Source organism: Peptostreptococcus sp., from assembly GCF_036639115.1.
GTDB lineage: Bacteria > Bacillota > Clostridia > Peptostreptococcales > Peptostreptococcaceae > Peptostreptococcus.
This window is the reverse complement of the sequence record NZ_JAVWJH010000002.1, coordinates 306,379-319,444: the sequence shown is the minus strand read 5'-3', so window position 1 is coordinate 319,444 and position 13,066 is coordinate 306,379. Positions and strand designations below refer to the sequence as shown.

Below are 13,066 nucleotides of genomic sequence, written 5' to 3'. Positions count from 1 at the left end.
CCTCTTTAATTTACCTTCTTTTGAAAAACTCAATTATCCTTTCAATCAATCTTAAAAATTCATTTGAAAGATATTGTTTTGATAACTGATTTTCACTGTGGTATTTACTTATTAATTTATTTGTTTGTTTCTTTATAATCCTCTTATTTTTAAATCTCTTATATTCAATAAGAGCTTCATCTTCATGAGTTTCCATATCGTCTTTCATCTTATTTGCAATGAAATAAGAAAGCACAGAAATAGCTACAACGACTAAAATCTTAAAAGGACTGTGTAAAAAGCCTTTAATATCACTTCCAACGTAACTTACTAAAAACATCATCAAAAACTTACCAAACATCATCGGTGGTATAAAAACTTTATATTTTATATCACAAATAGCAGAAGCAAGTGTAAGAAGAGAACTAGGAAGAACTGGTATCGCATAGAAAACAAATAAAGCCTTAAATTCTGACCGATTGACCTTACTTATTATTACATCTAGCTTATCTTTTAATCTTTGCATCCAAATTCTTTGAAAAAATTCCGTATCCAAAATTTTTCTAATTATATAAAAAACCGTAATTGTCCCAGCACACGACCCTAGCCAAGAAGTGGTAAAACCTATAATAAAACCATTAATGGCTGCATTTACAGCTGCAATCGCCATTAGGGGTAAAGCAGGTATAAAACTTTCAATAAAAGCTGCAAAAAAACCTAAAGCAACTGATAATATCCAATAGTCTTGTGCTAGGTATAGAATGTGCTCAATGGATTGCATCATAATATCACCTCGTTTGAATAAAAATACCAGGTAATTATACAATTATCTAGTATTTAAAATTCTTATTAATTTAAAAGGAGGAATCAATAATATTCCTCCGTAGTATTTCTATTTAATTAAGCTACTGAATGAGATTTAACAGTATTACTAAGTATGCAGTCTAGTATATAGTTAGTAACTGTATTGCACATATACGTAGAATATCTCAAATCATTTTCTTCAAAATTACCGTTCGCTTTATACTCAGTATACAACTTTTCAAAAAATCTGTCTATATCATCAACATATTGTGTTCTATCATTTTTTATATTAAAATCTTTTGCTATCTTTGTTAATCCGCTTTCATACTGAACATGAATCTTTAAACTATGTTTAAATTCCCATCTTTCACTATGAGCAACACAAAAGAAATCAGTTAAAAAATGGCAGATTACACCCATTTCCTGAGAGAACTCAGCCTTATTGTAATGTTTTTCTAGTGTATCTAAATCCAAGCTACTTAAAAATTCTATTTTACTTCTCACCATATCATATGATTCATACATATAGTGTTTTTTTAATTTATATTTTGATAAAATGTCTGGTTTTATATTTCCATATGTAAAGTTTTTTTCACTTAAAAAAAACTTTTTATCATCATCTGTATTATTTAGTAAAGACTTTGATATAATAATATGTGTCTTCATCATCATTTGCTATCGCCCTCATTTCAAACATATAATGTATACAGATCGTGTATACAAATTCTCTATACACTGATTGTAATACTAAATCATCGATTTTTCAATAGTTTTATGTTCATAATATACATAAGATTATCTATAGAATTTCTTAAGAAAATCTATAGATAAAGTCTTTTTTGTAGATTTCTTTAAAAAAACAAAATGTAATAACTTTTTATTATATAATAAATATCATTTGATATTAAATTTCTATTTTAAAAAAGGAAATACTTAAAAGTATTTCCCCTGCCAACTATCTCTTCTTTTTAACTCATCATCTATTGCATTTAAAACTTCCCATTTTTTGAGGCTCCACAAGGGTCCTACAAGGTCTTCTTTTTTACCATCACCTGTGAGTCTATGTATAACCATCTCTTGTGGCAGCACTTCAAGTTGATCGCAAATAAGATTTGTGTATTCATCTTTTTCTAAAAGTTTCATTTCTTTATTATCAAGCATCTTTGACATAGGCGTATCTTTAATTACATGGAGAAGGTGTATTTTTATACCTTGAATATCCATTTTCGCTATTTTTTTAGTTGTTTCCATTATCATATCATAATCTTCACCAGGAAGTCCATCTATGATATGCACCACGACATCAATGTTATGACTTCTTAAACGCTCTACACACTCTCTAAAGGCTTCAAAATCGTGTCCTCTATTGATTACCTTTGATGTGCTTTCATGAATGCTTTGAAGTCCCAATTCAACCCACAAACTTGTTCTTGTGTTTAACTCACTGAGATAATCCAATACATCATCAGGAATACAGTCTGGTCTTGTAGATATGGATAAACCAACAACATCTTTTTGCTTTAATATTGTCTCATACTTTTCTCTCAACACATCCACGGGAGCGTATGTATTCGTAAAAGCTTGGAAATATCCTATGTATTTTGCACCATGCCATTTTTTTTGCATCATTTCTTTTATATCTTCAAATTGCTTTACTAGATTATCATTCGGATTACCTGCAAAGTCTCCTGATCCATCTTTACTGCAGTAGCTGCACCCTCCGTATCCAATAGTCCCATCTATATTTGGACAAGTAAATCCAGCGTTTATAGAGACCTTAAAGACCTTACAATCAAACTTTTGTCTTAAGTAATAGTTCCATGTATGATATCTTTTATTCTCTATACTATATTTAAATTTCGTCATTTAAAACCTCTCGCCATTTCTTAATTTTATTCCTGTAGTCATAAAGTTAATTCCAAAAATTATAGCTATAAATGATAGTATACTCACTAAGAATTTTGTTAAAAATAAAGGAGATAAAATTAAAAGAACACCTATTACTACCTTTATTATATTCCAAGCTCCAAAATAGTATGTTGAATATCTTCTATTTTTTAAATATCTAGACATTTCATAATATAAAATATATGCACCTAATGCTATAGAAAGTGCCATGTTTACATATTTTGGAAATATAAATAGTAATAATGCTATAACAAATAATATAATACTTGTATTTCTTGCCCTTTTAACTTCTACTTTATCTGCATATCTATTTAATTCATTGAAATCTTTTAGCTTTAGCCAAGCTCCATATAAAAATGCAATTCCTATTCCCCAAGAAAACACGTTTACGCCGATCGTTTTCTTTGATAAGCAATAAGCACCCACTGCCAATAGTATAACTCCTAAAATTATCAATTTTCGACTATTTTTTTTATTGTATAAATTATTTAAATTAAAGTTTAAAAACATGTAAATCAACCACCCATCTACAAAATATAAGTAATTACTAAATGTATCAATAAGATTTTTACTGAAGATAAGTAGAGCTTAATATTGCTTTACAACGAATGACTATTTGATTTAATATTTGTTATATTACTATAGCCTCATAATCCATACATTAAAATGTATTTCACCCTCTATTATTTATTTCAAAATCTTTATTTTAAAATTTCATTATTAAAATCAATCACCATTTTTACCGCATCTGCAACAGATGGTGTTTCAAAACCTGCAACTGATTTTACCGACTCTGGGGACTCAGACATAGCAAAGCTCATTTTTATATTTTTTAGCATTGATATATCATTTGGTGAGTCGCCAATTGTTACTATTTCATCTACACCTGCATTTTCTCTTCGGCAGACTACTTTTATCGCTTCTAGCTTTGAAACTCCTTTTGGAACAATATTCATAGTGGTAGGACCAGAGATATACACATCAAACTCATTACCATATGCTGATTTATATTCTCTAACTAACTTTGCAAGCTTATCTTGATCATAGGTAAGTATTCCTATATTTCCTACCAAAGAGTTATAGCCATCCCTTTCTAATATTGTTTCATCAACTATGTAACCTCTTGAAAAATACTCCATAGAAGACGCATCTACTGGTACTACAATCTTTCCATCATATTTAAAATAGATTACATCATCCTGTTCATTTATGTAATCTAGTCTTTTGTATAGAGCAATGATTTTTTTTATTTGGCTGTCATTCATTGTTCCACTGTAGATACATTTACCCTCGTTGTTATATATATATGATCCATTTTCACATATAGAATAGCCTTTCACGTCTGCCTCTTCAATAATAGATACAGTATGACTGTATACCCTACCAGTTGCTATGTGAAACTTAATATTATTTTCTTGAGCCATACGAATGGATTCAAGGTCTTTATCTGTTATACCATCTCTATAAAGTGTCCCATCTAGATCACAAAATATATGCTTTATCATATATTACCTCCAATTTTTACTTTTTATTTATTTAAAAGCAAAAGTCTAACCTGATTTAGGGCCTCTCTTGCGGCTCTTTCTCTTACTTTTGTTCTATCTCCACTAAATATCTTTTTAATCGAAACAGTCTTTCCTTGATAGTATACTCCAATATACACTAGCCCTACTGGCTTCTCATCGCTACCACCATCAGGTCCAGCGACTCCTGTTGTAGATACTCCTATATCTGAGCCTAAAGACTCTGCAACGCCTCTTGCCATAGCTTCTGCAACTTGAGGACTCACTGCCCCAAAGCTATCTAACATTTCTTTTGTCACACCTAGTCTCTTGATTTTAGCATTGTTTGAGTATGTAACACAACCTTCCAAAAGTGAGTCTGATATTCCGGGATAATTAACAAGATATGAAGATATTAATCCGCCTGTACAAGACTCAGCAACGGAGATTGTTTTTTTTCTCTCTATTAACATCTTCGCTACTACATTATCCATTTCAGTCTGAGTTGATGAAATACTGTCATCTCCAATCAAATATATTTTATCTCCACATATACTTGAAACTTCATCTATTTTTTCCTGAATCATTTCATCACATTTTTCTTCTGAAATTGAACTTGCAGTCACCCTTATCAATACTTCCCCTTCTTTGGCATAAAGTGCAACTGTTGGGTTAGTTTGAGTAGTTAGGATATTCATTAATTGGAGTTCTAGAGCTGATTCTCCTACTCCAAAAAACCTAATATATTTTGACTTAAAAACCTCATCTGCATCAGATCTCAACAAAGGTAAAATGCTATCTAAAAACATGGATCTCATTTCTTTAGGTGGTCCAGGCATTACCATTATTCTTTTTTTACCATTTTTATCCTTAAAGATAGCCCCTGGAGCAGTACCGTTTGGATTAGGTATAATATCTGCCTCTAGAGGAAACATCGCCTGTCTTACATTATTTTTTGGTATATTTTTTTTGCTACCACTAAATTTAGAGCATTTTTCCTGAATATCCTCCCAAGAATCATGATCTAAAACCATTTCTTGTCCGAAGTATTTTGCAGCTGATTCTTTAGTTATGTCATCTGCTGTTGGACCAAGTCCACCAGTAGTTATTACAACATCAGCCCCTGTATCAAATGCCGCTTCAAAACACTTTACCAGTCTATCTATATTGTCTCCTACTGTTACTTGTCTATATACGTTCATGCCCAAAAGAGCAAGTTGCTTAGATAGATACTGTGAATTTGTGTTTACAATATCTCCTAATAGTAGTTCTGTACCCACAGAAATTATTTCAATATTCATTAGAAATCCTCCTAAATAATAACCTATAATATTATAATTTTATCAAATATATTATAATTAAACAAGTTCCCAAAATGACAATAGATAGAGAGTGTCCTTAGAAACAAATGTTATTTTTTATATTCTAGCATATTTATAAAAAAAATTCTATTTTTCATGGTTTTTTTATTTAAAAATGTAAGTTTTCACGCATTTTTTCCAATTTTTTCTTGCAAACAAATGCTTCTTATGTATATAATGATGTATGTAGATTTAAGTTGATATAAAATTATAAAAACAGATTATCGAATACAATAGGAGGAAGTATATATGAAAGTTGCAGTAATATATGGAGGAGTATCTTCTGAAAGAGAAGTTTCTTTAAAATCTGGTGCGTCTATGGTGAAAAATCTGGATAGAAATAAATATGAAGTCATTGATTTTAAAATTGATGAAATGACAGATGTATTTAAACTCAATGACATGGATATCGACATGGCTTTAATTGGTCTTCATGGTAAGTTTGGTGAAGATGGGTCTATTCAGTCAATCTTAGAAGCCATGGGAATTAAGTATTGCGGATGCGATCCATTGACAAGCGGAATACTTATGGATAAGAATTTTACAAAAATAATTTCAAGACAAAATAATGTTTTAACTGCTGATTGGTTGACAGTTAAAAGTATTGAAGATATAGATTATAAAGCTATAGATGATATGGGTTATCCTGTATTTATAAAACCAAACTCTGGAGGATCAAGTGTCGCAACATTTTTTATAAAATCTAAAGAAGATGTAGAAAATGCTGTCAAGGAAGGTCTAAAGTATGATGAAATAGTAATGATTGAGAAATATATAAAGGGAGTAGAACATACATCTTTTATATTAAATGGAGAGGTATTCCCTACACTAAGAATCACTTCTGATAATGAATTCTTCGATTATGAAGCTAAATACTCTACAACAAAAGGTGCTGAAGAAATCGTAGTTAAACTTCCAGAAGATCTTGATAAAAGACTAAAGGAGTATTCAGAAAAATGTTGGAAAGCTTTTAATTGTAAGGGATATGTAAGAGCTGACTATATCATAACTGATGAAGATGATATATATTTACTTGAACTAAACACTCTTCCAGGCATGACTGAAACAAGTCTTATACCAAAGAGTGCAAGGGCTAGAGGCTTTGACTATTCAGAATTACTTGATAAACTAATTGAATATAGTCTATAAAATAAAAATGTCGACCTAATAGGTCGACATTTTTATTTTATTTTTATTTTAATAGTATTTAATACACTAAATTATCAATCAAGATATCTTATACCTTAGGTAAAGCTTTTTTATCTACTTTTCCTATTGGTGTGACTGGTAGCACACACAATCTTGTAATATGCTTTGGTATCATATGAGGAGGTAAATTGTCCTCTAAGAATATTCTTACTTTATCTGGATCATAATAATCTTCGTATGGAACGAAATATGCATCCAAATATTTATCTCCATTTTCATCTTCCCTCTTGGCAACAACGCTATTTTTAATTTCAGGAATCATATTAATCATATTCTCTATTTCAAAAATTTCTATTCTTATTCCATTAATTTTAATCTGTGAATCCATTCTTCCTAAAATAGCTATTGTTCCATCTTCGTCGATCCATTTTGCTAAGTCACCCGTTCTATACATTTTTTGGGTATATCTATCATGAGCAAAGGGATTTTCAACAAATGTTATTTTATTTTGATCTTCTCTATTTAAATAACCATTAGAAATCTGTATTCCAGAAAGACATAGCTCACCTGGAACGCCAATTGCGCACACATTTTTGTTTTTATCTAGTATATAAGCTTCTGTGTTGTATATAGGCTTGCCCACTGGCACTAGTTCATAGTATTTGTCGACATGAAACTCTGTGCATAATACAGTGAACTCAGCAGGTCCATATTCATTATATATATTGTAGTCTCTTTTTACATATCCTTTAAACTTGTCACCACCTACTTGTAGCACCCTTAGTCCTGGACATGGACAATTCATCATAAATAGTTTTCCCATTATAGCTGGTAAAGCTAATATAGTAACATTATTTCTAATACAGTAGCCTTCTACTTCTTTTTCATTAGTACGAGCGTATTCAGGTAAAACGTCAACACAAGCTCCAACTAATAGATACGGAAATATCTGTTTCATAATGGCGTCAAAGCTAAAGCTCAGGTACACTCCGCATTTATCATTTTCATTAGCATTTATATAATCTATTGAGTAATGACACATATTCATCAAGCTATCATGCCTTATACTGATACACTTTGGTCTACCTGTTGTGCCAGAAGTAGAAATTCTATAGGCTTCATTTTCTGGATAAATCCTGCCTGTAACTTCATAGTTATGATTTATTAAGTCTTCATTTTCTATACTCAATACGTTGTACTCAGGAAATCTTTTGTTTATTCTAGGAAGCATAGATTTACAGGTTAAAATTACCTTTGCCTGACCATCTTCTAAAAGGTATCCTAGCCTTTCATCTGGATTTGTTCTATCAACTGGGAAAAATATCGCCCCAGCTTTTAAAACGGATATTGCAGACAGTACAACATGTTTATTACGTTGTTGCAATACAGCAACTGTATCACCGTCACCGATACCTACATGATTTAAATATGCAGCCACTTTATCTGTCAACTCATCCATTTCTTTATATGTAATATTTGAATCAAAATCAGATATTGCTATATTGTTGGGAGTTTCTTTAACCTGTTTCTTAAGAAGATCCACATAGCTTACATTTTTATCAAATTCAAATTTATTTTCATCAAACATGTGAGAGAAATTATCTTTATGTTCCTCTTTCATATTTTGTATTTCATCTAACTTTATATCATGATTAGAAACAACCTGCTTAAGTATATACCTATACAGATATACGATACTTCTAGCAGTTCTCTTATCGTAGAAAGAAGATTTGTACATAAGCTTAAGTCTTATTCCATTGGACACGCTAACCTTTAGATACATATCTAACTTTTTAGCTTGTTCTGACTTTACAATCGGCTCCCCAAGTATATTTACTATAAACAATGTATTTATCAACTTGTCATTCAGGGCATTCTTATAAGCGCTCTGAGACATCATGTAATAATCGAACTCTTTAGATTCTTCTGTCTGTTTCATAATTACTTTACATAAATCAATAAACTTCATTTTTGGATTTTTTGTTTTTACTCTTACTGGAGTCATGATGTTGTTTTTTCCAAAGACAACATCATCTTCATAAGTAAACCTCTGAAGTACAATTCCATATATTGTATCCAATACAGATTCAAGTGAAACATCGTTATCATCACAGTATTGAAGAATTTCACTATACATGGATTTTTTAATACTTTTTTGTATCATATTAAACTTTCCATTATCTTCTTTCAAAAAATCATTAGGTACTCTTGCCAATGTAATATAATCACCTAAAAGTTTGGTCCAGTATTTTTCAGCAAGACGGTAATGTTTATTTTTAGCCAAATAGCTCACCACCTTATATTTTATTTAGCCCAGTCAAATGATCTTTTTACTGCATTTTTCCAGGTATTATAATATTCATCAAATTTATCATTTTCATTGTTTGGAGTATACACTTTATCGTAAGAACAAATACTTTTAATTTCTTCTTTATCCTTATACATTCCTATTCCTAATCCTGCCAAAAATGCAGCACCTAAAGCAGTGCTTTCAGACAGCTTAGACTTATAGACATCTATTCCTAAAAGATCTGATTGAAATTGCATCAAGAAACCATTGTTGCTAGCTCCACCATCTACTTTTAATTTATTTATATCTATATTGGAATCATCTTTCATAGACATCATTACATCTTTACTTTGATAGGCTATAGCCTCTAGAGCCGCTCTTATAATGTGCTCTTTCTTTGCTCCTCTAGTAAGTCCTACAATTGTTCCTCGTGCGTACATATCCCAATAAGGGGCTCCTAAACCAGTAAATGCTGGAACGATATATACACCATTGTTATCTTTTACCTTGTTTGAATAGTATTCACTATCTTCAGAGGTATCAATCATCTTAAGTTCATCTCTTAGCCATTGTATAAGAGAACCACCTATAAATATACTTCCTTCTAGTGCATACTCTACTTGATTATCTATTCCCCAAGCAACTGTAGTCAATAGCCCATAATTTGAATATATTGGCTTATCACCTGTATTCATCATGACAAAACAGCCTGTTCCATATGTGTTCTTTACATCACCAATATCAAAGCATGCCTGACCAAACATTGATGCCTGTTGATCTCCTGCGCATCCTGATATAGGTATTCTGGCACCAGCAAGCATTTTTTCATCAGTATGGCCAAATATTGAGCTAGAAGGCATTACATTTGGAAGCATGCTTTTAGGAATATCAAACATATTAACTAATTCTTCATCCCAATCTAGATCATTGATATTAAAGATCATTGTTCTCGAAGCATTTGTATAATCAGTAACGTGTGACTTGCCTCTAGTAAGATTCCAAATAAGCCATGTATCAATAGTCCCAAACAAAAGGTTACCTTCATCAGCTAACTGTCTAGCTCCTTTTACATTATCAAGTATCCATTTTATTTTTGTAGCTGAAAAATATGCATCTATCTTAAGTCCTGTTTTAGATTTTATAGTTTCCGAGTAACCCTCTTCTTCTAGACTCTCACAATAATCAGCTGTTCTTCTACATTGCCATACGATTGCGTTATAGATTGGCTTTCCAGTTTCTTTATTCCATACAACAGTAGTTTCTCTTTGATTTGTAATACCAATACATGAAATATCTTCGGGTGAAATGAGAGAAGTCTCTATCACTTCTCTCACCACTCCCATCATTGTTCCCCAAATCTCCATAGCATCATGCTCTACCCAAGCTGATTGCGGATAATACTGAGTAAATTCTTTTTGTGAAATCCTTATTATATTTCCTTTTTTATTAAATAATATGGCTCTACAACTTGTAGTTCCCGCATCTAGAGCCATTATATATTTTTCATTCATATACAATCTCCTAATTTTTAGTTTTCATTGAATTGTTCATAAAGGCGATTATTTCATTAGCAGCTTGCATCTGCTGTGATTCAGCATCTATTATGGCTTTGTTATCACCTTGTACTGTTTCTATATCTGCAAAATTAGTATTATTACCACCAATTATCTCATAAAAATGAGCGTTTGGAGGCATATTATTTTTATACTCGTTAAATCTAGTTAGATCTAATACTCCGTCCTTTGTTCCCCAAATAGATAAAACAGGTTTATTTATTAGTTTCAAATCATCTCCACTTGGATATGTCCCTAAAAATACCACGCCAGAAATCTTTTTTTGATTTGCAGCTTCATTTAAAGCAATATCTCCACTACTTGAGTGTGCAACTAAGTACCATGTTTTTATTTCTGGATTTTCATCAATTATATTTGTAGCTAAATTAGATGAGAATGGAGAAAAATTAAATCTAAGCTTCGGTACAAACACATTGTACTGACTATTAGCTATAATGTTTGAAAGTCTTGCATAAGACTTTGGCTCTATCTTTTGACCAGGATAGATTATTACCCCTACATTTTTTGGATTTACCTTTGGAGAAAATTCTACAGAACCATTTTTTTCTGTTTTTACTTCAACATGGTTTGTAGAAAGCATGTAATGACTAGAATACTCATTTGTTTCATATGTATCATTTAGCCATACAAAAAATATACAGACTGCAATTACAATCAACACTGACACTAAAATCGCTACATTTTTCAATATTTTTTTTCGAACTCTCTCTTTTTTTCGATGCTTTTCCTTCTTTACTTCATCATCTATTCTTAAAGACTTTTCAAGTTCTCTAGTTATCCCTAAAGTATCATACTCGTCTTTTTTTTCATCTTTTTTGATTCTTATTTTTGATTCTTTTATTTCTTTCAAATTATACCACCACCCAATTCTACTTTACTATATACATTATACGATATATGCAAGTATAAATCCACATAAATACTTGTCTGAAATATAATGATTATCATATTGCAACATATAAAATATCAGATTAAATATTTTAGTAATTATTCTTTTTTTAAAAATTTACAGCATCTAAAAGGTAATCCTTCAAGATGCTGTAGTTTAAAAATTTTTATTTATTAATATTTTTTAGAATTCTGCATTCTTTGGAGTTCTTGGGAAAGGTATAACATCTCTTATATTTGACATACCTGTTAAATACATTATAATTCTTTCAAATCCTAGTCCAAATCCAGAATGTGTAGCTGTTCCAAACTTTCTAAGTTCAAGATACCACCAGTATTCTTCTTCATGTAGTCCCATTTCTTTTATCTTGCTCATTAAGACATCATATCTTTCTTCTCTCTGTGAACCACCTATTATTTCACCAACTCCAGGAACCAATAGATCCATTGCTCTTACTGTCTTTCCATCTTCATTCATTCTCATATAGAAAGCCTTGATATCTTTTGGATAGTCAGTGACAAATACTGGTGACTTATATATTTCTTCTGTAATAAATCTTTCATGTTCTGTCTGAAGGTCGCATCCCCATTCAACTGGATAATCAAATTCATGACCTGATTCAATTAATAGTTCAACTGCCTTTGTATAGCTTATTCTTACAAAATTAGATCCGACTATATTATTTAGTCTTTCTAATAAGCCTTTGTCTATGAACTTATTAAAGAATTCCATTTCTTCAGGACAGTTTTCTAAAACATAGCTTATTATGTACTTTATAAGATCTTCTGCAAGATCCATGTTATCTTCAAGATCACCAAAAGTTATTTCTGGTTCAACCATCCAAAATTCAGAAGCATGTCTTCCTGTATATGAGTTTTCTGCTCTAAATGTTGGCCCAAAAGTATAGACGTTTCTAAATGCAAGTGCCATTATTTCTGCATTAAGCTGACCTGATACTGTCAAATTAGTTTCTTTGCCAAAAAAATCTTCTGAATAATCTATAGCTCCATCTTCTGTTAAAGGTGGGTTTTTCATATCTAATGTAGTGACCTGAAACATTTCTCCAGCACCTTCAGCATCACTTCCTGTTATAATTGGAGTATGTGCATACACAAAATTTCTTTCTTGGAAAAACTTATGTATAGCATATGCTACTACTGATCTCACTCTAAACACTGCTGAAAAAGTATTACTTCTAGGTCTTAAATGAGCAATTGTTCTAAGATACTCAAATGAATGTTTCTTTTTTTGTAGTGGATAAGAAGAATCTGATTCCCCTTCAATTATTATTTTACTTGCTTGTATTTCTATAGGGTTTTTAGCATTATCTACTGATACAAGCTCCCCTTCTACTATTATAGCTGAAGATATAGCTAACTTTGAAATCTCTTTAAAATTATCAACCTTAGTTTCATCTACAACGACTTGAATATTTTTAAAAAATGAACCATCGTTTAATTCTATGAAACCAAACTTCTTAGATATTCTTGATGTTCTCATCCAACCTGCTACATGAACAGTTTTACCAACATAATCTTCGCTATCTCTATATAGCTTCTTTACTTCTAAAAATTCCTTCTGCATAATTCCTCCTGAAAATAATTATAATA

General features: G+C 31.0%; 11 protein-coding genes. 1 reads left to right on the top strand and 10 read right to left on the bottom strand.

Going from position 1 to position 13,066, the window contains the following annotated elements:
- Nucleotides 1-10: 10 nt before the first annotated feature.
- The 6 genes from RR561_RS03665 to RR561_RS03640 all read right to left on the bottom strand — a co-directional run bounded on the left by RR561_RS03665 (nt 11) and on the right by RR561_RS03640 (nt 5,494).
- Nucleotides 11-763, bottom strand: coding sequence for a TVP38/TMEM64 family protein (locus RR561_RS03665; protein ID WP_332506077.1), 753 nt, complete (start codon nt 761-763; stop codon nt 11-13).
- 116 nt (nt 764-879) lie between these two features.
- On the bottom strand, nt 880-1,455 hold the full coding sequence (locus RR561_RS03660; protein WP_332506076.1) for a zinc dependent phospholipase C family protein: 576 nt from the start codon (nt 1,453-1,455) through the stop codon (nt 880-882).
- Nucleotides 1,456-1,716: 261 nt separating this feature from the next.
- Nucleotides 1,717-2,649 (bottom strand): TIGR01212 family radical SAM protein, encoded by a 933-nt coding sequence (locus RR561_RS03655; RefSeq protein WP_332506075.1) that lies wholly within the window; start codon nt 2,647-2,649, stop codon nt 1,717-1,719.
- Entirely contained in the window at nt 2,650-3,201 is a 552-nt protein-coding gene (locus tag RR561_RS03650) for a DUF308 domain-containing protein (protein WP_332506074.1), read from the bottom strand.
- A gap of 191 nt (nt 3,202-3,392) precedes the next feature.
- Nucleotides 3,393-4,196: an HAD family hydrolase gene (locus RR561_RS03645; RefSeq protein ID WP_332506073.1), complete on the bottom strand. Its 804-nt coding sequence runs from the start codon at nt 4,194-4,196 to the stop codon at nt 3,393-3,395.
- 23 nt (nt 4,197-4,219) lie between these two features.
- A complete protein-coding gene (locus RR561_RS03640; RefSeq protein ID WP_332506072.1) occupies nt 4,220-5,494 on the bottom strand; it encodes a competence/damage-inducible protein A in 1,275 nt (424 codons plus the stop codon).
- A 309-nt stretch (nt 5,495-5,803) separates the two neighbouring features.
- On the opposite strand from RR561_RS03640, the gene RR561_RS03635 reads away from it, so the two are divergent.
- Nucleotides 5,804-6,703, top strand: coding sequence for a D-alanine--D-alanine ligase (locus RR561_RS03635; protein WP_332506071.1), 900 nt, complete (start codon nt 5,804-5,806; stop codon nt 6,701-6,703).
- Between the two features lie 88 nt (nt 6,704-6,791).
- Here the strand turns inward: RR561_RS03635 and RR561_RS03630 are convergent, their stop codons facing one another.
- From RR561_RS03630 to asnS, 4 genes are all read right to left on the bottom strand, one after another.
- Nucleotides 6,792-8,987: an amino acid adenylation domain-containing protein gene (locus RR561_RS03630; protein ID WP_332506070.1), complete on the bottom strand. Its 2,196-nt coding sequence runs from the start codon at nt 8,985-8,987 to the stop codon at nt 6,792-6,794.
- 20 nt (nt 8,988-9,007) lie between these two features.
- Entirely contained in the window at nt 9,008-10,504 is a 1,497-nt protein-coding gene (gene glpK, locus RR561_RS03625; protein ID WP_332506069.1) for a glycerol kinase GlpK, read from the bottom strand.
- Between the two features lie 10 nt (nt 10,505-10,514).
- Nucleotides 10,515-11,417, bottom strand: coding sequence for an alpha/beta hydrolase (locus tag RR561_RS03620; protein WP_332506068.1), 903 nt, complete (start codon nt 11,415-11,417; stop codon nt 10,515-10,517).
- A gap of 222 nt (nt 11,418-11,639) precedes the next feature.
- Nucleotides 11,640-13,040, bottom strand: coding sequence for an asparagine--tRNA ligase (asnS, locus tag RR561_RS03615; RefSeq protein WP_332506067.1), 1,401 nt, complete (start codon nt 13,038-13,040; stop codon nt 11,640-11,642).
- Nucleotides 13,041-13,066: the final 26 nt, after the last annotated feature.